Genomic DNA, 23,289 nt, shown 5'->3' with positions numbered 1-23,289 from the left:
ACGCGCGCGTGGAGGCCGTTTTGCGTCAGCGGGGTCCGTGGTCCGGCTACGGCTTGAGCACCAGCGTGTCGCTCGTGCTCTCGTCGACCGCCTTCTTGGTGAAGGACCACGGCAGCAGCTCGCCCTCGGCCCACTTGTCGGTCTGGTCGGTGTAGTGGGCGCTGTAGGCGTGTCCGGAGGCGCCGGTGAGGTTGATCCAGCGGGACTTGTCGAGGTCGCCGAGGTTGACCACCATCCGCATGGACGGCACCCAGATCACCCCGTAGCCGCCGGCCGCGTTCCAGCCGGAGGCGTTGACCGCCGCCTCGCCGCCGCTGAGCTTCCAGGGGCCGCGGTTGAGGGCGTACTTGAGGAAGCCGGGGCCCTCGGTGCCCAGGGTCTGGTTCTTCAGGAACAGGCGGTGCAGCCGGCCCCAGTTCCAGGTGTCGATGTCCTTGCCGAGCTTGGCCGTCAGCTCCCAGCGGGCGTCGACCATGGCGCGCTTGAACAGGTCGTCGCGGTTGTGGTCGGCGCCCTTGCGGGTGCCCGAGGCGGGCGTCGTCCACCAGTCGCTCTTGGGCTTCTCCATCAGCGTGCGGACCACCTCGAACCAGCGGTCGCCGCCGTCCGGCTGCGCCTGGCCGGCGTCGCGCTGGCCGCACTCGCGGACCTTGTTGGTCTCGTCCGCCGGGCCGGTGGTGTTGACGGGGTCGACCCACAGGCACTGGCCCTCGGCCCGCAGCTCCTTGGGCAGTTTGTTGCCGAAGGCGAGCTTGAGGATGTTGCGCCAGACGGCGTTGAAGTAGGCGGCGGCGGCCGAGTCGGCGTCCTGCGTGTAGTCCCAGCCCTCCAGCAGCTTCTGCGCCTCGCGGACGTCCTTGTCGGCGATGTCGATCTTCAGCAGCTGGGGCACGAGCAGCTTGGCCATCTCGCTGCTGTTGTCCAGCTGCATCTGGCGCATGTCGTCGGTGGAGATCTTGCCGCCGTCCTTGATCTTCTGCTCGATCAGGGAGGTGATGCGCTGACTCCGGGCGCCGTAGCCCCAGTCCGTGGTCAGCGTGTACGGGTAATCGTCCTCGTCGACGACGGCCTGGTTGGCGGTCACGATGTAGCCGCGCTCCGGGTCGTACTCGTAGGGCAGCTCGTCCTGGTCGATGTACTCGCCGGTCCAGCGGTACTTGGAGCTCCAGCCCGGCGCCGGGACCGAGCCGTCGTGGCCCTCGGCGCGCACCGGGATCCGGCCGGGCAGCGTGTAGCCGATGTGCTCGCCGTCGGCGTAGACCAGGTTCTGCGAGGGCACGTCGAACAGCGTGGCGGCCTCGCGGAAGTCGTCCCAGTTCTGCGCCCGGTCGATCGCGAAGACGGCGTCCATGGTGGTGCCCGCCTCCAGCGCCGTCCAGCGCAGGGCGACGCCGTAGCCGTCGCCGCGGTCGGGGGCGGCGCTGTCGACGGTGGCCTTCTTGCCGGTCTTCACCAGCTCGTCGTCGCGGTCGGAGAGCAGGGGGCCGTTGTTGGTCTCGCGGACGACGATCTTCTTGGAGTCGCCGCCGGCGACCTTGATGGTCTCCTCGCGCGTCTCGAACGGGACCACCTTGCCGTCGTACTGGTAGCCCTCGCCGGTGATCTTCTCCAGGTAGAGGTCGGTGACGTCGGCGCCGGAGTTGGTCAGGCCCCAGGCGATCTCCTGGTTGTGGCCGATGACCACGCCGGGCATGCCCGCGAAGGTGTAGCCGGCCACGTCGTACTGGCACTTGGCGGAGACGGTGCGGCAGTGCAGGCCCATCTGGTACCAGACGGACGGCAGGGACGGCGACAGGTGCGGGTCGTTGGCCAGCAGCGGCTTGCCGGTGATGGTGTGCTTGCCGGAGACGACCCAGGAGTTGGAGCCGATGCCGTTGCCGTTCACGCCGACGGCGGTGGGGACGTCGTCCAGGACCTCCTGGAGGCCCGCCAGTTGTCCCTGGAGGGCGTTGCCGGAACCGGTGCCTGTGCCGGTTCCCGTGCCCGTCCCGGTGCCGGTGCCCGTGCCGTCGCTGTCACCGCTGCCCGACGCACCGCCGCCGTCGAACGTCTGGGTGAGCTCGTCGTACTGACCCTCCTGGACGATCGCCTTGTTGCGGTCGTACGGGTACGCCGGGTAGAGGTCGGCAATCTGCTTGGGGCCGAGACGGCTGGTCATCAGGGCGCGGTCGACCTCGTCCTGCATGTTGCCGCGCAGGTCCCAGGCCATCGCCTTCAGCCAGGCCACCGAGTCGACCGGGGTCCACTCCTGGGGCTTGTAGTCGTTGGTGAACCCGAGGGCCGCGTACTCCAGGGAGATGTCCGCGCCGTCCTTGCCCTTCAGGTAGGCGTTGACGCCCTTGGAGTACGCCTGGAGGTACTTCTTCGTGGAGTCCGACAGTTTCTCGTCGTACTCCTTCTTCGCCACCCGGTGCCAGCCCAGGGTGCGCAGGAACTCGTCGTTGTCGATCTGGCTCTTGCCGAACATCTCCGACAGGCGCCCGGCGGTCATGTGCCGGCGGACGTCCATCTCGTAGAACCGGTCCTGCGCCTGGACGTAACCCTGCGCCATGAACAGGTCCTCCTCGGTGGAGGCGTAGACCTGCGGAATGCCGTACCCGTCGCGCTTGACGTCGACCGGGCCCGACAGGCCGTCCAGCGTGATCGAGCCCTTGGTCTGCGGGAAGGACGCCCGGACCGTGCTGATCGACCAGTACGCCCCGTAGGCGAGGCCGCCGATGAGGGCCAGGACGAGCACGAGCACGAGCAGGCGGCCCTTGCGCCCCTTCTTCCTGCCGGACGTGCCGGACTGCTGACCCGGGGAGGCGGTGGTGGTGGGGGGCATCGCTGTCCTTGCTGTCCTAACACGAGCGGCAGGGGCGGGCTGTGCTTCGTACGGAGGCTGAGCGCTGAGCGCCGAGCGCTGGAGCAACTGTAGGCGCAGGCCCGGCTCCGCCTTGACGCGGAGTCGGGTACTGGGACGCACGAGCGTTCGATCTTGCCAGCCGAGCGTCAAGAAAGCGTCAAGAGTTAGGTAAGGTAACGAAGTAGTTGCCCGCGCAGTATGGCGGATTCGTGTGCCATGGAGGTGCGCCTCGCGCACAACGCGGGCGCGTTCGCCCACGCTGTGATCCGTGCTGTGCGCCAGGGAAGGGAACGGCCGCTGACTGTCCACCACCTCAACCAGCTCCTGCTCGTCTGCTCGCTCGTCCTGCTCATCGCCGTGGCGGCGGTCCGGATCTCCTCGCGCAGCGGGCTCCCCAGCCTGCTCGTCTACCTGGCCATCGGCGTCGCCATGGGCCAGGACGGCATCGGCGACATCAAGTTCGACAACGCCGAACTGGTCCAGGTGATCGGTTACGGGGCCCTCGTCGTGATCCTGGCCGAGGGCGGACTCGGCACGAAGTGGAAGGAGGCGAAACCGGCCCTCCCGGCCGCCTCCGCGCTGGCCCTGGGCGGAGTCGCGGTGAGCGTCGGCGTGACCGCGGCGGGCGCGCACTACCTGACCGGTCTCGAGTGGCGGCAGGCACTCATCGTCGGGGCCGTGGTCTCCTCCACGGACGCCGCGGCCGTCTTCTCCGTGCTGCGCCGGATTCCGCTGCCCAAGCGGATAACGGGCACGCTCGAGGCCGAGTCCGGCTTCAACGACGCCCCCGTGGTCATCCTCGTGGTCGCCTTCTCCACGGCCGGCCCGATCGAGCACTGGTACGTGCTGCTCGGCGAGATCGCCCTGGAACTGACCATCGGCGCGGCCATCGGACTCGCGGTGGGCTGGCTGGGCTCCTGGGGGCTGAAGCACGTCGCGCTGCCCGCCTCCGGCCTCTACCCCATCGCCGTCCTGTCGATCGCCATCGCGGCCTACGCGGCCGGCGCGATGGCCCACGGCAGCGGCTTCCTGGCCGTCTACCTCGCCTCGATGGTCATGGGCAACGCGCGGCTGCCGCACTGGCCCGCCACCCGGGGCTTCGCCGACGGACTCGGCTGGCTCGCCCAGATCGGCATGTTCGTCCTGCTCGGCCTGCTGGTCACCCCGCACGAACTGGGCGACGACATCCTGCCCGCCCTCGTCATCGGCCTGGTGCTCACCATGGTCGCGCGTCCGCTGAGCATCGTGCTGTGCCTGGTGCCCTTCCGGGTGCCGTGGCAGGAGCAGGCCCTGATGTCGTGGGCCGGGCTGCGCGGCGCGGTGCCCATCATCCTGGCGACGATCCCCATGGTGCAGGGCGTCACCGGCAGTCACCGGATCTTCAACATCGTCTTCGTGCTGGTCGTCGTCTACACCCTGGTCCAGGGCCCGACACTGCCGTGGCTGGCCCGCAAGCTGCGCCTGGGCAAGGGCGACGAGGCCGCCGACCTCGGCATCGAGTCGGCGCCCCTGGAGCGGCTGCGCGGGCACCTGCTGTCCGTGACGATCCCCGAGGGCTCGAAGATGCACGGCGTCGAGGTCAACGAACTGCGGCTGCCCACCGGGTCCGCCGTCACGCTGATCGTCCGCGACGGGACGTCCTTCGTACCGCTGCCGACCACGGGGCTGCGACGCGGGGACGAACTCCTGGTGGTCGCCACCGATCCCGTCCGTGACGCCGCCGAGGCGCGGCTGCGCGCGGTCGGCCACGGCGGCAAGCTGGCCGGCTGGCTGGGCACCGGGGGTACCGAGAGCGCCCGCGGCAATCGCAGGTGAGCGTATGAGGGGTGCTCCCTTTCACAGGCCGCACCCCTCCCGCCCCCTGTACGATGAAGGCCGCACCTGATCGAACCACCTCTGTCTGAAGCAGAGCTGGCGCGACCGTATGGCGGCCGGATCGCCCCCTCATCCACGCGGGCTCCGGCATCTACCGCAGTCCGCGCAAGTGGACAGCTCTCGGCGCTCCCGCACGACGACCATCACGAGGCGGGACCGCGCTACCAGGCGGCAGAAAGGCACGGGCCGTGGCATCCACGGTCACCCGCCCCGGATACGGGCAGCTGCTGCGCACCCGCGGCGCCTGGACGTTCCTGCTCCCCGGCTTCGCGGCACGCCAGCCGTTCGCCATGCTCACGCTCTCCATCGTGCTGCTGGTGCAGCACACCACCGGCTCCTACGGCGTCGCCGGCGCCGCCGCGGCCGTCACCGGCGTCTCCATGGCCCTGTTCGCCCCCTACAGCGGCAGGCTCGCCGACCGCTACGGGCAGCGCGCCGTCCTGCTGCCCGGGGTGCTCGTGCACACGGCGTCCGGCCTGACCCTGACCGTCCTCGCGCTCGCGGACGCGCCCCTGTGGGCGCTGTTCGTGGCGGCCGTGCCCACCGGTGCCTCGGTGCCGCAGGTCGGGCCGATGGTGCGGGCCCGCTGGGCCGTGAAGCTCAAGGACTCGCCCCTGATGAGCACGGCGGCCGCCCTCGAGTCCGTCACCGACGAGCTGACCTTCGTCCTCGGCCCCCTGCTGGCGACCGCCCTGTGCACGGCCGTCGACCCCGCAGCCGGCCTGGTCACGGAGGCCGCGCTCACCCTGGTGGGCGGTCTGCTGTTCGCCGCGCAGAAGAGCACCCAGCCGAAGGTCGGCGGCACCGACGGCGAGCACGCGCGCGTGGAGCACGTTTCCGCGCTGCGGGTCCCCGGGGTGCGGGTGCTGATCGTCGTCTTCCTGGGCATCGGTTCCGTCTTCGGCGGCATGCAGGTGTCGCTGGCCGCGTTCACGGAGTCGATCGGCGAGCCCGGCCTGAACGGCGTCCTGTACGGCGTCTTCGCCGCGGGCAACATGATCTCCGGCCTGGCCTGCGGCGCCATCGCCTGGAAGGCCGCCCCGCAGCAGCGCCTCCTGGTCGGTTACACCGCTCTCGCGCTGACCGCGTCCGGCCTGTGGGCCGCGCACTCGGTGCTCGTGCTGGCCGGCCTCGGCCTGCTCGTCGGCATGTGCATCGCCCCCGCCATCGTCACCGGCTACACCCTGGTCGAGGGCCTGGTCCCGGCGGGTGCCCGCACCGAGGCCTTCACCTGGCTGACCGGCGCCGTGGCACTGGGCCAGGCGGCGGCCGTGACCGTCGCCGGACAGCTGGAGGACCGGTTCCGGGACGGCGCCGGATTCCTCGTGCCGATGGGCGGCACGGTCCTCGCGCTGGCGGTCCTGGTGACGCTGCGCTCGCGACTGGCGACCCGGTCCCACGGCCGTACGGTCGCACGTGGTGTCGGTCACCGCGCGCCCGCCGCAGTGGACTGATCCCGCGGAATAGGTCACTATGGACCGTCGTTAGCACTCATCGAGTGAGAGTGCCAGGAGGAAGACAGTGCCGACGTACCAGTACCAGTGCACCGAGTGCGGCGAGGGCCTCGAGGCGGTGCAGAAGTTCACCGACGACGCCCTTACCGAGTGCCCGAACTGCCAGGGCCGCCTGAAGAAGGTCTTCTCGGCCGTCGGAATCGTCTTCAAGGGCTCCGGCTTCTACCGCAACGACAGCCGCGGCAGCTCGTCGAGCAGCTCGCCCGCGTCGTCGTCCTCGAAGGCGTCGTCCTCGTCGTCCTCGGACTCGGGCTCGTCGTCCTCGCCCTCGTCCTCCTCGGGCTCCGGCTCGTCGTCGAGCTCGGGCAGCTCCTCCGCGGGCACCACCGCCGCGTAGGGCCCCGGCCCCGCCCGCCGCGCAGGACCAGTTCTTACGGGACCCTGTCGTCGTCCGACGACGGGGTCCTCGGCGTTGTACGAGGCGGTTAGGGTGCGGGCATGGCGAACAAGGCGAAGGCCGAGAACGTGCAGGCCGCGAACGTACAGGCCGAGATCGGCGTGATCGGCGGCTCCGGGTTCTACTCGTTCCTCGACGACGTGACCGAGGTCCGCGTGGACACCCCGTACGGGCCGCCCAGCGACTCCCTCTTCCTCGGCGAGGTCGCCGGCCGGCGGGTCGCCTTCCTCCCCCGGCACGGTCGCGGCCACCATCTGCCGCCGCACCGGATCAACTACCGCGCCAACCTGTGGGCGCTGCGCTCGGTGGGCGCCCGCCAGGTCTTCGGTCCGTGCGCGGTCGGCGGCCTGCGCCCCGAGTACGGGCCGGGCACGCTGCTGGTGCCGGACCAGTTCGTCGACCGTACGAAGTCCCGCCCGTCGACCTACTTCGACGGGCTGCCGATGCCCGACGGCACGGTGCCCAACGTGGTGCACGTGTCGCTGGCCGACCCGTACTGCCCCACCGGGCGGGCCGCCGCGCTGAAGGCGGCCCGGGGGCGGGAGTGGGAACCGGTGGACGGCGGCACCCTGGTCGTCGTCGAGGGGCCCCGCTTCGGGACCCGGGCCGAGTCCCTGTGGCACCGGGCGCAGGGCTGGTCGGTGGTGGGCATGACCGGCCACCCGGAGGCGGCGCTCGCCCGTGAACTGGAGCTCTGCTACACCTCGCTGACCCTCGTGACCGACCTCGACGCCGGTGCGGAGAGCGGCGAGGGCGTCTCGCACGAGGAGGTGCTGCGGGTGTTCGCGGCGAACGTGGACCGGCTGCGGGGCGTTCTGTTCGACGCGGTGGCCTCGCTGCCGGCGACCGGGGAGCGGGACTGCCCGTGCGGGGCGGCGCTGGGCGGGATGGATCCGGGGATCGCGCTGCCGTAGGGGGTGGTGCGGCGAGGCGCCGAAGTACTGGAACACCCCGTTCCGGTGAGGAAGTTGTCCACAGCCGGCCAGTGGTCCACGGGTGTCGGCGGGAACCGGCGAAAAGCCTCATCGTGGGAGCGCAAGCCGGTCCCTCGTCACAGGTGGTGGTCACCCGTGTTCCGTCCCGCCCCGCCCTCTCCGTCCCCCCTCCCCTCCTCGTTCCCTTCTTCGCTTCCACCCGGCACCGACACGCCGCCCACCTGCGAGGTGCCGCACTTCGCCCCGGTGCGGGTGCGCGGCGGGCGTCACCGGCTGCACCGGCTCGTGCGTCACCGGCGACGTGCCCTCGCCGCCGGGCTCGCCGTCACCGCCGCGGCGCTGGTGGCCGCGGGCCCGCATCCGGTCACCGGGGAGCAGGAGACGCGGCGGGCACGCGGGCATCCGGTGGCCCAGCCGGTGGGCGAGCGGCACGGCACCCGGCTCGTGGCGGCGCCGGTGCGTATCGCCGACGCGGCCACGGTGCGGCTGCTCAGGCCGGGCGACCGCGTCGACGTCGTCGCGACCGGGGACGGCGGTGCGGGCGACGCCTCCGTACTCGCGCGCGGTGTGCGGGTGACGAAGGTGCCCGAGCCCGTGGAGGGTTCGGCGGCGGGTGGGGCGCTGGTCGTGGTCTCGGTGCCGCGCGCCACCGCGCACCGGTTGGTCGGCGCGGCTACCACGGCGCGGTTGGCGGTGACCCTGTGCTGAGCCCGTCAAGTCGCTCGTTCGAGGGATCGGATTGGACAGGACGGCCCAACGCTGTCGTAGGTTTCGGAACGTTTGGTTCCTACACCTGTTCAAGCGAGGAGTGCTCCCACCGTGAGTGAGAAGAACGAGCCGAGCGTCTTGCAGGGCTTCAAGGCCTTCCTGATGCGCGGCAACGTCATCGACCTGGCGGTGGCGGTCGTCATCGGCGCCGCCTTCACCAAGATCGTCAACTCGGTGGTGGAGGGGGTCATCAACCCGCTGGTCGGGGCGTTCGGCACGCAGAGCCTGGACGGTTACAGCTCGTGCCTGAAGGGCCCGTGCACCGGGACCGGGGACAGCGCGACGGGCGTGCGGATCCTCTGGGGCTCGGTGCTGGGGGCCACCCTCACGTTCCTGATCACGGCGGCCGTCGTCTACTTCCTGATGGTGCTGCCCATGTCGAAGTACCTGGCCCGGCAGGAGGCCCGCCGCAAGGCGAAGGAGAGCACCGAGGAGATCATCGAGGTCTCCGAGCTGGAGGTGCTCAAGGAGATCCGCGACACGCTGATCGCCCAGCGCGGTTCGGGACACGACCGCTCCTAGCGCGGGCGGTTGCGACGCGTGCGGCCGGTAGGCGGGCGCCCGGCGGGCGGGTGAAGGCCCGCGGGGTTCAGATGTGGTGGGGCGGCTTCTCGTCGAGGAAGCGCTTCAGGTCGGCCGCGCTGTCGCCCTCGGGCCGCTCGCCCCAGCCGCGGTCGGTGTCGTCCGAGGTCTGCTGGTCCAGCGGGTCGTCGAAGACCAGCGCGGGCCTGGGCGCGCGGGGCTCGGGTTCGGGGGTGGTACTCATGGTTCCAGGGTACGGCTCGCGCCGTGGACGAGGTCCCGGCCGGCCGGCGGGACGTCCTCGTCCGCCCGGCCCGTCCGGCGGACGGGGTGGTCCGCAAGCACATCCGCACCGTCTCTGCTGTGCTGGGAGCCATGATGTCCAGTCCGCCCTCCGCAAGCGCGCCTTCCGGGCCACCCCCCGACGGCCACCCTCCCGTCCGCCGGCTGAAGGCCCGCCCCCGGCACGAGCAGCACCGCACCGCCACGCCGCTGGAGCTCTTCTTCGACCTGTGCTTCGTCGTCGCCATCGCCCAGGCCGGCGTCCAGCTGGTGCACTCCGTCGCCGGGGGGCATGCCGGCCAGGGCGTCCTCAACTACACGATGGTCTTCTTCGCCATCTGGTGGGCGTGGATGAACTTCACCTGGTTCGCCTCGGCGTACGACAACGACGACGTTCCCTACCGGGTCGTCACGCTGGTCCAGATCGCCGGTGTGCTGGTCCTGGCGGCCGGGGTCTCCCGGGCGTTCGAGGACCACGACTGGGTGGCCGTCGTCATCGGCTACGTGATCATGCGGGTCGCCATGGCGGCACAGTGGCTCAGGGCGGGCCGGTCCGCGGCACCGCCGGAGAGCACCATGGCCCGGAGATACGCGGCCGGCGTGCTGCTCTGCCAGGTCGGCTGGCTGGGACTGCTGCTCCTCCCGGAGAGCAACCGGGGCTGGCTGTTCCTGGCGATGGTGGTGCTGGAGCTGTGCGTACCGGCGTTCGCCGAGCGCAAGCACCCGTCGTCCTGGCATCCGCACCACATCTCCGAGCGGTACGGGCTGCTCACGATCATCGTGCTCGGCGAGACCATCGCCGCGGCCACGGTCGCGGTGAAGTCGGGCATCGAGGAGAACGACGCGCTGGGCGAGGTGCTGCCGATCGCCGCGGGCGGGCTGCTGATCGTCTTCGCGGCCTGGTGGATCTACTTCGTGGTCCCCGTCCACAGCTATCTGCGGTCCAGCAGACAGTCCTTCCTGTGGGGTTACGGCCACTACCTGGTGTTCGCCTCGGCGGCGGCGATCGGGGCGGGACTGGAGGTGGCGGTGGAGCAGGCCGTGGGCAAGGCGCACATCTCGACGCTCGCGGCGGCCTTCGCGGTGACCCTGCCGACGGCGGTCTTCCTGCTCACGGTGTGGACGCTGCACGCCCGGCACTTCAAGGTGGGCATCGCCGAGCAGCTCGTGCTGCCGACGGCCGCGCTGCTCGTGCTCGCCTGCACCTTCCTGGGCGGCGAGGCCGTGCTCGTGGCGGGAGTCGTGCTGACGCTGGCCGTCGCGGCCGGGGTGACGCTGACCGCGCGGCGGACCGAACGGGAGCGGCGGAGGACAGCGGCACCGGCCGCCTGAGCCACGGCTCGGCGCCCGCCGCGTCGCCGATCCCTGCCCCCGCCGCCGATCCCTGCCGCGGCGCCGATCCCTGCCGCGGCGCCGATCCCTGCCGCGCCGCCGGTCGCGACCGCCTCGCCGTAGGCCGCGGCCATCTCGCCGTAGGCCGCGACCGCCTCGCCGAAGGTCGCCGCCGGTTCCCGTGCCTCCCTCGGTTCCCGTGCCGCCGTCGGCGGCTGGACGAGACTGGCCGTATGACAGTTGACGCATTGACAGACGTCGCCGGTCTGCTGGTGGGGCATGCGACGCGTACCGGGGACGGGTGGCTCACGGGGACGACGGTGGTGCTCGCGCCGGAGGACGGGGCGGTCGCCGGTGTGGATGTGCGCGGCGGCGGCCCCGGCACCAAGGAAACCGACGCCCTCGATCCGCGCAACCTGGTGCAGAGGGTGCAGGCGGTGGTACTGACCGGCGGCAGCGCCTACGGGCTGGACGCGGCCTCGGGGGTGATGGCCTGGCTGGAGGAGCGGGGACGCGGGGTGCGGGTCGGTCCGGACCCGGCGCACGTGGTGCCGGTGGTGCCCGCGGCCTGCGTCTTCGACCTGGGGCGCGGGGGCGACTTCCGGGCCAGGCCGGATGCGGCCACCGGATACGCGGCGGCGGAGGCGGCGTACGCGAGCACGCCGGGCGCACAGGTGGCCGAGGGGTGTGTCGGGGCGGGCACGGGTGCCGTGGTCGGCACCTTGAAGGGCGGGGTGGGCACCGCGAGCACCGTGCTGGACTCGGGGATCACGGTGGCGGCGCTGGTGGTGGCCAACGCGGCGGGGTCGGTGAGGGATCCGGAAACGGGGGTGCTGTACGGGGAGTTGTTCCGGGGCGGGCGGGTGGAGTACCCGGCGCCGGACGTCCACGAGAGCGCGGGGCGGCGGCTGGCCGAGGTCGCGGCGAGGAACGCGCCGCCCCCGCTGAACACCACGCTCGCCGTGGTCGCCACCGACGCCGACCTGTCCAAGGCGCAGGCGCAGAAGCTGGCCGGGACCGCGCACGACGGCATCGCGCGTGCCGTGCGGCCCGTACATCTGCTCAGCGACGGTGACACGGTCTTCGCCCTGGCGACCGGGGAGCGTCCGCTCGACGCGGGGCAGCCGCTCGCGCTGAACGAGGTGCTGGCGGCGGGCGCGGACATGGTGACGCGCGCGATCGTGCGCGCGGTCCGGGCCGCCGGGCCGGTGGACGGTCCGGGCGGCGCGTGGCCGTCGTACGGAGAGCTGTACGGCGAGGTGCGACGAGAGGTGTGAGGAGCGGCGTACGCGGCGCCGTACGGAGGGGCGTCCAGGGGCAGTTGCCTCGTCCGCGTTGCGATTGTCCGGGTTTTGTCACGTGTCGGCGTTCCCTGCGGCCGGTGGGAACCCCACGGGCCGCCGGGCCCCTCTACACGGCTGAAGCGAACACCGCACAACACCCGAACCTGGAGCAGCCCGTGACAACGCCGGACATAGCCACGCGGCGCGTACTGGGGGCCTGTGCCGCCCTGGTGGTCGGCGCCCTCACCCTCACCGCCTGCGGCGGAAGCGCCAGTGCCGACGACAAGAAGGACGGCAAGGGCGGCGCCGGCTCCGCCGACACCTCGGTCGCGAAGCTCGTGATCTCGGCCAAGGACGGGTCGACCGGCGCCTCGATCAACTCGACCGGCGTGAAGGTCAGCGACGGCAAGCTCACCGACGTGCGGATGACCGTGGCGGAGAGCGGTGCCGCCGTACCGGGCGCGGTGTCCGGCGACGGCGGCAGCTGGAAGCCGAAGGAGCAGCTGGAGCGGGGCACGAAGTACCGGATCACGGCGCGGGCGAAGGACGCCGACGGCCGCACGGCCGCCGCCGACTCGGTCTTCACCACCGTCTCCCCGGACAACAGCTTCGTCGGCACGTACACCCCGGACGGCGGCAGCACGGTCGGGGTGGGGATGCCGGTGTCGTTCACGTTCGACAAGGCGATCACCGACAGGAAGAGCGTGCAGTCGCACATCACGGTCTCCTCCAGCAGCGGTCAGGAGGTGGCCGGGCACTGGTTCGGCGCGCAGCGGCTCGACTTCCGGCCCCAGGAGTACTGGAAGGCCGGTTCCAAGGTCACGATGAAGATCGACCTGGACGGGGTGGAGGGCGCGAACGGCCTCTACGGCGTGCAGAAGAAGACCGTCACCTTCACCGTGGGCCGCGCGCAGGTCTCCACGGTGGACGCGAACACGCAGACCATGACGGTGGTGCGCGACGGCAAGACGCTCAAGTCGGTCCCGATCTCGGCGGGCAGCCCCGACAACCCGACGTACAACGGGCAGATGGTGATCTCGGAGAAGTCCGAGCAGACGCGCATGGACGGGGGGACCGTCGGGTTCGGCGGCGAGTACGACATCCCGGACGTGCCGCACGCGATGCGGCTGAGCCAGTCCGGCACCTTCATCCACGGCAACTACTGGTACAGCCGCGGCAATCCGCCCTTCGGCGCCCAGGGCACCAGCCACGGCTGCGTCGGGCTGGCGGACGCCCAGGGCGCGCAGGGCGACACCCCGGGCAAGTGGTTCTACGACAATTCACTCATCGGGGACGTCGTGATCGTCAAGAACTCCCCCGACGACACGATCGCGCCGGACAACGGGCTCAACGGCTGGAACATGCCGTGGAGCGAGTGGACCGCCCAAAGCGCGGCCTGACCGGCTGCTGACCAGCGAATTTTGACGGTTCGTCGGGCCGCGCGGAAACTTTTCGCGCGGCCCCCGCGTTTTTCGTGCGTACGTTTTCTCGGTTCCCGGACATGATGTCCGACCGAGGGGCTACGGTATGCACCCACAAGGTGACATGCAGCAACGCCGGGAGAAACCTTGAGCGTTCCGTACGAGACGGCAGCGTACGAACCACCCGAGTCGCCCGAGTCTCCGGAGGAGCACCTCATGCGGCTGCTCGGACGCGCCCTGAACTCGTTCGAGCTGCCCGACGAGACCCTGCGGCGGCTGGACTGCGCCCTGGCGCACGACGGTTCACTGCACTCCGCACACCACAGCGCGGGGCTGCACCGCGAGACGTACCGCCACACCTGGCTGCTCGCCGACGGCTCGGCGCTCACGCTCTGGGAGCTGGTCCACAACACCGCTCCGGGCGGCGAGCCGCAGCACGAGGTCTACGTCGACGAGGAGGAGCTGCGCGCCGCGGGCTCCCGGCTGGCGCTGCCGCCCGACACCCCCGATTTCGAACTGCCGGTGCAGGTGCAGGTGCAGCTGTCGCCCGTCCCCACCCCGTGCCACGCCTACGTCCCCGACGCCTCCGCGGACCACGCCCGCCGGCTGCTGCGCCGCGCGGAGAACGCGGACCGTCCCGACGCCGATCTGGCCGACCGGCTGGCGACGGCGTGCGGGCACCAGATCACCCAGGCCTTCGGCGGTCCCGGCCGCGCGGGCCGCGCCCGGATCGGCTTCTCGCTCTACGAGCACGCGTTCCTGCTGCGCGACGGCGTGGAGGTCTCCCTGTGGGAGGTCGAGCACACGGCCACGCCGGACGGGCGGCACATGTGCGAGGTGTACGCCAGCGAGGACACGGCCCGCCGGGCGATGGAGCGGCGCGCGGCACAGGTGTCCCCGTAGCGCGCCCCGCTCCCGCACGGCCCCTTACGCGGCCACCGGCTGCTTGGCTCCCGGCGCCGGGGCCGACGGGCCGGCACCCCCGCCGGGTCCCTGGGCCGCCGCTCCCGGCACCGGCTTGCGCAGCCCCTTGAGGACGATCACCAGGGCCGTGGTGACACAGACACCGGCCGCGATGGCGACCAGGTAGAGCAGCGGGTTGCCGATCAGCGGCACCACGAAGATGCCGCCGTGCGGGGCGCGCAGCGTCGCACCGAAGGCCATCGACAGGGCGCCGGTGAGCGCGCCGCCCGCCATCGACGCGGGGATGACCCGCAGCGGGTCGGCCGCGGCGAACGGGATCGCGCCCTCGGAGATGAAGGAGGCGCCCAGCACCCAGGCGGCCTTGCCGTTCTCACGCTCGGCGGCGTTGAAGAGCCGGCCGCGCACGGTCGTGGCCAGGGCCATCGCCAGCGGCGGGACCATGCCGGCCGCCATGACCGCCGCCATGATCTTCATCGCCGAGTCGCTGGGGTCGCTGACCGCGATGCCGGAGGTGGCGAAGGCGTAGGCGACCTTGTTGACCGGGCCGCCGAGGTCGAAGCACATCATCAGGCCGAGCAGCGCGCCGAGCAGGACGGCGTTGGCGCCGGACAGCCCGCTCAGCCAGTCGGTCATCGCCTTCTGCGCGGACGCGATGGGCTTGCCGATCACCACGAACATCAGGAACCCGACGACCGCTGCCGAGATGAGCGGGATCACCACCACCGGCATGATGCCGCGCAGCGCCTTCGGTATGCGGATCCGCTGGATCGCCAGCACCACGGCGCCGGAGATCAGACCGGCCGCCAGGCCGCCGAGGAAGCCGGCGTTGATGGTGAGCGCGATCGAGCCGCCGACGAAGCCGGGGACCAGACCCGGCCGGTCGGCCATGCCGTAGGCGATGTAGCCGGCCAGCACCGGGACGAGGAAGGCGAAGGAGACGCCGCCGATCTGGAACAGCAGCGCCGCCCAGCTGTCCGCCTGGGTCCACACGAAGTGGTCCATCACGGAGGGCGCCTTGTTGATCTCGTAGCCGCCGATGGCGAAGCCCAGGGCGATCAGCAGACCGCCCGCGGCGACGAACGGGACCATGTAACTGACGCCGGACATCAGCCACGTGCGGAGCTTGGTGCCGTAGCCCTCGCCGGACTCGCCGCCGCGCTCGACGGGCGTCGCGCCCGGGGACGCGGAGGTGGCCTCGCCGCGGGCCGCCTTGTCGCGGACCTCGCCGATCAGCTCGCCCGGCCGGTTGATGGCGGCCTTGACGCCGGTGTCGACGGTGGCCTTCCCGGCGAAGCGTTCCTTGTCGCGCACGGGCACGTCGTGGGCGAAGATCACGCCGTCCGCCGCCGCGATCACCGCCGGGTCGAGCCGGGTGAACCCGGCGGAGCCCTGGGTCTCGACGACGACTTCGACGCCCGCCTCGCGGCCCGCGTTCTCCAGCGACTCGGCCGCCATGTAGGTGTGCGCGATGCCGGTGGGGCAGGAGGTGACGGCGACGATGCGGAAGGGGCGCTCGGGCCCGTCGGCCTCCTCGCCCGTACTGCCCGGGGCGGTCCCGGCGGAGGCCGCCGCCGGGGCCGCCCCGGAGTCCTGGCCGCCCTTGGCACCGGCACCGGCACCGGTCGGTTCCTCGCCGCGGATCAGCGCGGCGGCGGCCGCCGCGTCGCCCGCCGAGCGCAGCGCGTCGGTGAACTCGGCGTTCATCAACTGCCGGGCCAGCGAGGAGAGGATCGTCAGGTGGGCGTCGTCGGCGCCCGCCGGAGCGGCGATCAGGAAGATCAGGTCGGCCGGTCCGTCCGCCGCCCCGAAGTCGACGCCGGCCGTGCTGCGCCCGAAGGCGAGCGTCGGCTCGGTGACGTGCTCGCTGCGGCAGTGCGGGATGCCGATGCCGCCGTCGAGGCCGGTCGGCATCTGCGCCTCACGGGCGGCCACGTCGGCGAGGAAGCCCTCCAGGTCGGTCACCCGGCCCAGGGCCACCATCCGCTCCGCGAGGGCACGCGCCGCCGCTTCCTTGGTGTCGGCGGACAGGTCGAGGTCGACCAGGTCCGCGGTGATCATGTCGCTCATCGCGGGCTCCTTAGCTCGCGTATCGCCCGGAACGTGGGGTGAGGGGCGGGGGCGGGGAGGGGGACGGGGGCACAGCGGTGGGGGCCGGGGACGGCCCCGGGGAGAAGGCTGTCGGCGGGGCGGGGGGTCATGACGTCGGCTCCCCCAGTACGCGGTCCACGGGCACCTCGGCCGTGACCGTCACGGCGGCCGGGTCCAGGTCGTGCGGCGTCGGCATCACGCTGCCGGGCAGCTGTACGGCGGCGGCGCCGTGCGCGACGGCGGAGGCGAGGGCGCCGGGACCCGTCCCGCCGGCGACGAGGAAGCCGGCGAGGGAGGAGTCCCCGGCGCCGACGTTGCTGCGTACGGCGGCCACGCGGGCGGTGCCGAACCAGGTGCCCGCGTCGTCCACGAGCAGCTGCCCGTCGGCGCCAAGGCTGGCGAGCACGGCCCCGGCACCCAGCTCCCGCAGTTCCTCGGCGGCCTTCACGGCGTCGCCGACCGTGGCCAGCGGACGCCCGACGGCCTCGGCCAGCTCCTCGGCGTTCGGCTTGACCACGTCGGGCCGCTCGCGCAGCGCCCGCAGCAGGGCGGGCCCGGAGGTGTCCAGCGCGATGCGGACACCTGTGGCGTGCGCGCGGGCGACGAGGTCGGCGTACCAGGACGGGGCGAGTCCGCGGGGCAGGCTGCCGCAGCAGGCGATCCAGTCCGCGCCGGGCGACTGCCGCCGTACGGTCTCCAGGAGCAGTTCCCGTTCCGCCGGGGAGAGTTCGGGGCCCGGGGCGTTGATCTTCGTCAGGACGCCGGCGGCCTCGGCGAGCGCGATGTTGGAACGGGTGGGCCCGGTGATCGGCACCGGCGCGACCTCGATGCCCTGCGCGTCGAGCAGGTCGGCGACGAGGGCGCCCGGGGCCCCGCCCAGCGGCAGCACCGCGACGGTGCGCTGCCCGGCGGCGGTCACCGCGCGCGAGACGTTCACACCCTTGCCGCCGGGGTCGACGCGCTCGCCGGTGGCGCGGACGACCTCGCCGCGGTCGAGGGAGGGCACCTCGTAGGTGCGGTCCAGCGACGGATTGGGGGTGACGGTCAGGATCATGCGCGTACTACTTCCGTGCCGGCGCGCTCGATGTCGCCCGCGTCCTCGGGGGTCAGTCCGTTGTCGGTGATCAGGAGGTCCACGTCGCTCAGGGCGCCGAAGCGGGCGAACTGTTCCTGGGCGTACTTGGAGGAGTCGGCGAGCAGCACCACGCGCCGGGCGGCGGTCAGGGCGGCCCGCTTGACGGCGGCCTCGGCGAGGTCGGGGGTGGTCAGCCCGTGCTCCACGGAGAACCCGTTGGCCGCGACCACGGCCACGTCGGCGCGGATCTCGCCGTACGCGCGCAGCGCCCAGGCGTCCACGGCGGCGCGCGTACGGTGCCGCACGCGCCCGCCGACGATGTGGAGCTGGATGCCGGGGTGGTCGGCGAGGCGGGCCGCGATGGGCAGGCTGTGGGTGACCACGGTCAGCGAGGCCTCCGGCGGGATCGCCGCGGCCATGCGGGCCACCGTGGAACCGGCGTCGAGGATCATCGTGCCCTCGACCGGCAGTTCCGCGAGGGCCGCCTTGGCGATGCGGTCCTTCTCGTCGGCGGCCGTGGACTCGCGCTCGGCGAGGTCCGGTTCGAAGTCGAGCCGCCCGGCCGGGATGGCGCCGCCGTGCACCCGCCGGAGCAGACCCGCGCGGTCGAGCGCCTTGAGGTCGCGGCGGATGGTCTCCGCCGTCACCTGGAACTCCTCGGCCAGCGAGACCACGTCCACCCGGCCGCCGTCCCGGGCGAGCCGGAGGATCTCCTGCTGCCGCTCCGGTGCGTACATGACCGTTCACCTCCGACCCGCGCCCGAACCTGTGGTTTCACCCGGAGGCTACGCCCGGTTGTCCGGAATGTAAACAGGAAGCGGAAACACCCAGACCCGAAGCAGACACAAACGGGCATCGGTGTGACGGGAGGCGGACCCGGCACCTCCGTGTCAGGCGGTACCCACACCCGCAACACCCACCGGCGCCCGCACCGGCGCGGGCCCGGGCACGCCGAGGCGCGGGGAGGGTCAGGCGGTGGCGGGGGCTGTCTTGGACAGCGGCACCCGGGCCTTGGGCAGCGGAGCGAGGGCAGGCCGGAAGGCGGCCAGGGCGGGCACCGGCACCTCCGTGCCGGGTCCGCCTCTCGTCGGCTTCGGCCTCAGACCAATGCGGGCTCCTTCTCCTCCGCACGGTCCTCCGCCTGGCCCCCTTCCACGTGCTGGGCCGGCCGCCGGGGCAGCGCGAACATCAGCAGGAAGATCACGCCCAGCACCGCGGCCACCCAGCCCAGCGCGTTCTGGAAGGCGTCCACGTAGGCGGGGCCGACGCGGGCGGGGGTGAGGTGGTCGCTCATCGCGCCGAAGAAGACCACCGACACCAGCCCGAGACCGAGCGCGTTGCCCATCTGCTGCACGGTGTTGATGAGCCCCGACGCCGCCCCGGCGTGCTCGCGCGGCACCTGGGAGAGCACCGCGTCGGTCAGCGGCGCCACGATCAGGCCCATGCCGAGGCCCATCACGGCCAGCGGCAGTGCCATCTGCCAGGACGTGATGGCGAGCCCGTAGCGCCCGGACTCCCAGATGTAGAGGAGTACTCCGGCCGCCATCACCAGCGCTCCCGCCTGCAGCACCTTGCGCCCGAAGCGCGGGACCAGCTTCTGCACCGAGATCCCGGCGGCGGTGGACACGGCGATCGAGAACGGTACGCCGGTCAGTCCGGCCCGCAGCGGGGTCCAGCCGAGCCCGTACTGCAGGTACAGCGTCCACACCAGGAAGAAGATGCCGAGGGCGACCCCGAAGACGGTCTGCACGGCGATTCCCGCCGCGAAGCTCTTGACCTTGAACAGCGACAGCTCCACCAGCGGCGACCCGTCCCGCGCGCTCTTGCGCCGCTCGTAGGCGACCAGGACCGCGAGGACCACGACCGAGCCGGCCATCGAGAGGTGTCCCCACAGCGGCCAGCCCAGCTCCTCGCCCCGGGTGAGCGGGTAGATCAGCATCAGCAGTCCGAGGGTGACCAGTGCGACCCCGACCAGGTCGAGCCGCAGGGCGCGCGGCGCCTTGGACTCCGTGATGAAGCGGCTGCCGAGGACCAGGCCCGCGATGCCGACCGGCAGGTTGATGAGGAAGATGGGCCGCCACTCGAGACCGAAGAGGTTCCACTCGGTGAGCAGGGCGCCCAGCAGCGGCCCCGAGACGGCACCGAGTCCGACGATCGCGCCGAACAGCCCGAAGACCTTGCCGCGTTCGTGCGCCGGGAAGGTGGCGTGCACGATCGACAGCACCTGCGGCACCATCAGCGCCGCCATGCCGCCCTGGAGGATGCGGGAGGCGACCAGCATCTCCGGGTTGGCGGCGAGGCCGCACAGCGCCGAGGCGAGGGTGAAGCCGCCGATGCCGACGAGGAAGACCCGCTTGCGGCCGTGGATGTCGCCGAGCCGGCCGCCGGTGATCAGGCCGGCCGCGAAGGCCAGGGCGTACCCGGCGGTGATCCACTGGATCTGGCTGAAGGAGGCGCCCTCGTCCTGCTTGATCGAGGGGATGGCGATGTTGACGATGGTGACGTCTACCAGGTCCATGAACGCCGCGGTCATCACGATCGCGAGCGCGAACCAGCGGCGTCGGTCGCCCGCGTCGGCCGCGGCGGGCGAGAGGGGCGCGCCGGCCGCGACGGGCGAGAGGGGCGCGCCGGCCGCGGTGGGCGGGACGGGTGCCGGGTCCGGGGTGTGCGTGGAGGTCATGAGAGGAACCTATGGGGGCAGTAGGCCGGATCGTGTCCTAGATCTGCGGCATCCTCGAACGCATGACGACGGACACTCCGGCCCGGCTGCTGACGCTCCTCTCGCTCCTCCAGACGCCCCGCGAATGGCCCGGCGGCGAGCTGGCCGAACGCCTCGGGGTCTCCCGGCGCACGATCCGGCGGGACATCGACCGCCTGCGCGAGCTGGGCTACCCGGTGCAGGCGACGATGGGCGCCGACGGCGGTTACCGGCTGGTGGCGGGCAAGGCCATGCCGCCGCTCGTGCTCGACGACGAGGAGGCGGTGGCCATCGCGGTCGGGCTGCGGGCCGGCGCCGGGCACGCGGTCGAGGGCCTGGACGAAGCCTCGGTGCGGGCCCTGGCCAAGCTGGAGCAGGTGCTGCCGTCCCGGCTGCGGCACCGGGTCACCACGCTCCAGTCCGCCACCACGCCGCTCACCAGCGGGGACGGGCCGAGCATCGCGCCCGAGACGCTGACCGTGATGGCCTCGACGGTGGCCGGGCACGAGCGGCTGCGGTTCGCCTACCGCGCGGCGGACGGCGCCGGGACGCGACGCGTGACGGAGCCGTACCGGCTGGTGTCGACGGGGCGGCGCTGGTACCTGGTCGCCTACGACCTCGACCGGGACGACTGGCGGACCTTCCGGGTCGACCGGGTGAGCGAGCCCTTCGCCACGGGGGCGCGGTTCGCTCCCCGGGAACTGCCGACGGGGGACGCGGCCGAATACCTGCGGCACTCGATGCAGCGGCGGAACGACTCCTACGAGATCGCGGTCGTCTTCCACGCACCGGCCGAGGCCGTCGCGCCCCTGTTGCCGCACTGGATGGGAACCCCCGAGCCGGTGGACGGCTGCGCGTCGTGCGTGGTGCGGGCGACCGTGTCCGGTTCGGTGGAGTGGATCGCGGCCCGGCTGGCGACGACCGGGCTGGAGTTCCGGGTCCGGGAGCCCGCGGAACTGGTGGAGTGCGTACGGGAGCTGGGGGCGCGGCTGGGCCGGGCGGCGGGGGCCGACTGACCGGCTCCCGCCGCGCGCGCCCGGTTCTCACCCCGTTCCGAACGGCGGCCGCCGTGCCTTCCCGCCCTCACGTCTGCTCCGCGGAGCCGTCCTGCCAGGCGAAGTCCCGCAGCACCTCCAGGTTCAGCAGCGCCTGCTCCAGGGGGCTGCTCGCCTCCTGGGGGGACGACGACGCCCAGTACTCCGCCGCGACGCGTACGGCCGCACCCGCCACGGCAGCGGCGAAGTGCAGGCGGGGAGCGGCGGCCAGTCGTGCGGCAACGTTGTCGTCACCGCCGGACATCCGCGCGGCCAGCGCCTCCACCAGCCCCCGTTCCGTGGCGTGGCAGACCTCCGCCCACACCTTGCGCAGCACCGGACTGCTCTCGGCCAGGCGGATGAGGGTGCGGGCCCACTCCCAGGAGGGCGCCGAGACGCCCCCGCCCGGGGTCAGCGTGTGCCGCACGGCGTGTTCCAGGGCCTGGGGCGGGGACAGTTCGGCCGGGGCCTCGCGCACCGCGCGTACCCACCGCTCGGCGCCCAGGGCGTAGAGCGGGGCGATCGCCTCCTCCTTGGCCGCGAAGTAGCGGTAGAAGGTGCGCGGGGCGACTCCCGCGGCCCTGGCGATGTCCTCGGCCCGGGTGGCCCGCAGGCCCTGGCCGACGAAGAGGCGGGCCGCCGCCCGGGCGATCTCCATCCGGGTCTCGGCCTTGCGCCGCTCGGTCAGGGAGACCGGTCCGAACGGTCCCGGTCCGGGGTCGGGAAATGCTGGGACGGTGCTGCTCACTTCGGCAGGCTATGCCGCTGTGGCAGAATCTGCCATCCGGCGGGCCACCCCGGGGTTCAGGTTCGGGGTGCCCCGCCTCTCCCGCACTGCTCCGCCCGCTGCCGCACTGCTCCGGCCCGCTTCCGGCCGGCCTCCCGCTGTGGAAAGAGCCGGGCTGCGGCGCCCGGGGGGAGGGGCGCCGAGCCCGGCTCGGGAGGTCCCGGCGCCGGGGGGAGTGCGTCGGGACGTGGTCCAGTGGTGCTGCGACGGGCGCGGTGCGAGCCGTTGTCGGAGGCCCGGACGATCGGGCCGGATATACGGGCTCGATCGTCTCTTTCCCGGCCCCGGCGGGTTGAAGCAGCGTTGTACGGCCATGTTTGCGCCGGGTTCAGCACCCGGCGTACGCCCCATCCGCCACGTCACGCCCCCGCGTCACGCGGCAGCCGGGCCGTACGCCCGGCCGTCGCCTCCGGCGAGGCTACGCGGCCGCCTCGAAGCCGGTGTCGCGGGCCAGCTTCTTCAGCTCCAGCAGCGCGTGCTTCTCGATCTGGCGGATGCGCTCGCGCGTGAGCCCGTGCTCCTTGCCGACCTCGGTCAGCGTGCGCTCGCGGCCGTCGTCGATGCCGTACCGCATCTTGATGATGGAAGCCGTGCGCGGGTCGAGGCGGCCGATGAGGTCGTCGAGCTCCTCGCTGCGCAGCAGGGTCAGCACCGACTGCTCGGGCGTCACGGCCGAGGTGTCCTCCAGCAGGTCGCCGAACTGGGTCTCGCCCTCGTCGTCCACCGACATGTTCAGCGAGACCGGGTCGCGGGCCCAGTCGAGCACGTCGGTGACGCGCTCCGGCGTCGAGCCCAGCTCGGCCGCGATCTCGGCGGGCTCCGGCTCGCGGCCGTGCTCCCGGTTGAACTCACGCTGCACGCGCCGTATCCGGCCCAGCTCCTCCACCAGGTGGACGGGCAGGCGGATGGTGCGCGACTGGTCGGCGATGGAGCGGGTGATGGCCTGACGGATCCACCAGGTCGCGTACGTCGAGAACTTGAAGCCCTTGCGGTAGTCGAACTTCTCGACCGCGCGGACCAGGCCGGCGTTGCCCTCCTGGATCAGGTCGAGGAGCGGCAGACCGCTGCGCGGGTAGCGGCGGGCGACCGCGACGACCAGGCGGAGGTTGGAGCGGATGAAGACGTCCTTCGCCCGCTCGCCCTCGTCGATCAGGGCCTGGAGCTCCTCACGGGTGGCGTCCGCCCCGGTCTCCTCGTAACCTTCGAGAACCTGCCGTGCGAACACACCCGCCTCGATGGTCTGGGACAGCTCGACCTCCTTGGCGGCGTCGAGCAGCGGTGTCCGGGCGATCTCGTCGAGGTACATGCCGACCAGATCGCGGTCGGCGAGCTCGCCGCCGTTCGCGCGGACGCTGGTTGCCGAGCCGGAGGTCTCGCCGGTGGCGGACTTACGACGGGCGACGGCACGGGTTGCCATGCGTGCTCCCTTGCGATGGTGGTTCAGCGGGTGGTCCTGTGGACGCTCGGGTGCCTTGCGGGGTTGTCTCCGTTGTCTCCGGTCCCTCTCGG

Annotated in this window: 19 protein-coding genes; 11 read left to right on the top strand and 8 right to left on the bottom strand. The window is 72.4% G+C overall.

Annotated elements, in window-relative coordinates; translation table 11 throughout:
- Positions 1-46: 46 nt before the first annotated feature.
- Complete coding sequence (locus ABS735_RS01795; protein WP_373902810.1) at positions 47-2,824, bottom strand: penicillin acylase family protein; 2,778 nt, start codon at positions 2,822-2,824, stop codon at positions 47-49.
- A gap of 237 nt (positions 2,825-3,061) precedes the next feature.
- On the opposite strand from ABS735_RS01795, the gene ABS735_RS01790 reads away from it, so the two are divergent.
- The 6 genes from ABS735_RS01790 to mscL all read left to right on the top strand — a co-directional run bounded on the left by ABS735_RS01790 (position 3,062) and on the right by mscL (position 8,856).
- Entirely contained in the window at positions 3,062-4,660 is a 1,599-nt protein-coding gene (locus ABS735_RS01790) for a potassium/proton antiporter (protein WP_373902809.1), read from the top strand.
- Between the two features lie 248 nt (positions 4,661-4,908).
- Entirely contained in the window at positions 4,909-6,174 is a 1,266-nt protein-coding gene (locus tag ABS735_RS01785) for an MFS transporter (protein ID WP_373902808.1), read from the top strand.
- A gap of 67 nt (positions 6,175-6,241) precedes the next feature.
- A complete protein-coding gene (locus ABS735_RS01780) occupies positions 6,242-6,571 on the top strand; it encodes an FmdB family zinc ribbon protein (protein ID WP_373902807.1) in 330 nt (109 codons plus the stop codon).
- Positions 6,572-6,672: 101 nt separating this feature from the next.
- Positions 6,673-7,545, top strand: coding sequence for an S-methyl-5'-thioadenosine phosphorylase (locus ABS735_RS01775; RefSeq protein WP_373902806.1), 873 nt, complete (start codon positions 6,673-6,675; stop codon positions 7,543-7,545).
- Between the two features lie 156 nt (positions 7,546-7,701).
- Entirely contained in the window at positions 7,702-8,274 is a 573-nt protein-coding gene (locus tag ABS735_RS01770; RefSeq protein ID WP_373902805.1) for a CpaB family protein, read from the top strand.
- A 111-nt stretch (positions 8,275-8,385) separates the two neighbouring features.
- Positions 8,386-8,856: a large conductance mechanosensitive channel protein MscL gene (mscL, locus tag ABS735_RS01765; protein ID WP_373902804.1), complete on the top strand. Its 471-nt coding sequence runs from the start codon at positions 8,386-8,388 to the stop codon at positions 8,854-8,856.
- Between the two features lie 67 nt (positions 8,857-8,923).
- On the opposite strand, the gene ABS735_RS01760 is transcribed toward mscL, so the two are convergent.
- On the bottom strand, positions 8,924-9,100 hold the full coding sequence (locus ABS735_RS01760) for a hypothetical protein (protein ID WP_373902803.1): 177 nt from the start codon (positions 9,098-9,100) through the stop codon (positions 8,924-8,926).
- A gap of 134 nt (positions 9,101-9,234) precedes the next feature.
- On the opposite strand from ABS735_RS01760, the gene ABS735_RS01755 reads away from it, so the two are divergent.
- From ABS735_RS01755 to ABS735_RS01740, 4 genes are all read left to right on the top strand, one after another.
- Complete coding sequence (locus ABS735_RS01755) at positions 9,235-10,470, top strand: low temperature requirement protein A (RefSeq protein WP_373902974.1); 1,236 nt, start codon at positions 9,235-9,237, stop codon at positions 10,468-10,470.
- 233 nt (positions 10,471-10,703) lie between these two features.
- Positions 10,704-11,747: a P1 family peptidase gene (locus ABS735_RS01750; RefSeq protein ID WP_373902802.1), complete on the top strand. Its 1,044-nt coding sequence runs from the start codon at positions 10,704-10,706 to the stop codon at positions 11,745-11,747.
- 182 nt (positions 11,748-11,929) lie between these two features.
- Entirely contained in the window at positions 11,930-13,153 is a 1,224-nt protein-coding gene (locus ABS735_RS01745; RefSeq protein WP_373902801.1) for a L,D-transpeptidase, read from the top strand.
- A 168-nt stretch (positions 13,154-13,321) separates the two neighbouring features.
- Entirely contained in the window at positions 13,322-14,077 is a 756-nt protein-coding gene (locus tag ABS735_RS01740) for a DUF6227 family protein (RefSeq protein WP_373902800.1), read from the top strand.
- Positions 14,078-14,101: 24 nt separating this feature from the next.
- Here the strand turns inward: ABS735_RS01740 and ABS735_RS01735 are convergent, their stop codons facing one another.
- The 4 genes from ABS735_RS01735 to ABS735_RS01720 all read right to left on the bottom strand — a co-directional run bounded on the left by ABS735_RS01735 (position 14,102) and on the right by ABS735_RS01720 (position 19,941).
- Positions 14,102-16,165, bottom strand: coding sequence for a PTS fructose transporter subunit IIABC (locus ABS735_RS01735; protein WP_373902799.1), 2,064 nt, complete (start codon positions 16,163-16,165; stop codon positions 14,102-14,104).
- 127 nt (positions 16,166-16,292) lie between these two features.
- Positions 16,293-17,240 carry a 1-phosphofructokinase gene (gene pfkB / locus ABS735_RS01730; RefSeq protein ID WP_373902798.1) on the bottom strand — a complete coding sequence of 316 codons (948 nt, stop codon included), beginning with the start codon at positions 17,238-17,240 and terminating at the stop codon, positions 16,293-16,295.
- A complete protein-coding gene (locus tag ABS735_RS01725) occupies positions 17,237-17,998 on the bottom strand; it encodes a DeoR/GlpR family DNA-binding transcription regulator (protein WP_373902797.1) in 762 nt (253 codons plus the stop codon). Before ABS735_RS01725 ends, pfkB begins: the two co-directional genes overlap by 4 nt.
- A gap of 362 nt (positions 17,999-18,360) precedes the next feature.
- Entirely contained in the window at positions 18,361-19,941 is a 1,581-nt protein-coding gene (locus ABS735_RS01720) for an MFS transporter (protein ID WP_373902796.1), read from the bottom strand.
- A gap of 62 nt (positions 19,942-20,003) precedes the next feature.
- Here ABS735_RS01720 and ABS735_RS01715 point away from each other — a divergent pair, with 62 nt between their 5' ends.
- Positions 20,004-20,975, top strand: coding sequence for a helix-turn-helix transcriptional regulator (locus tag ABS735_RS01715; RefSeq protein WP_373902795.1), 972 nt, complete (start codon positions 20,004-20,006; stop codon positions 20,973-20,975).
- A gap of 67 nt (positions 20,976-21,042) precedes the next feature.
- On the opposite strand, the gene ABS735_RS01710 is transcribed toward ABS735_RS01715, so the two are convergent.
- Positions 21,043-21,741: a TetR/AcrR family transcriptional regulator gene (locus ABS735_RS01710; protein ID WP_373902794.1), complete on the bottom strand. Its 699-nt coding sequence runs from the start codon at positions 21,739-21,741 to the stop codon at positions 21,043-21,045.
- Positions 21,742-22,198: 457 nt separating this feature from the next.
- A complete protein-coding gene (locus tag ABS735_RS01705; protein WP_373902793.1) occupies positions 22,199-23,197 on the bottom strand; it encodes a sigma-70 family RNA polymerase sigma factor in 999 nt (332 codons plus the stop codon).
- Between the last annotated feature and the right edge of the window lie 92 nt (positions 23,198-23,289).

Source organism: Streptomyces sp. MMCC 100, assembly GCF_041538145.2.
GTDB lineage: Bacteria > Actinomycetota > Actinomycetes > Streptomycetales > Streptomycetaceae > Streptomyces.
The sequence above is the reverse complement of the archived record's forward strand: the minus strand, read 5'-3'. Positions and strand labels throughout refer to the sequence as shown.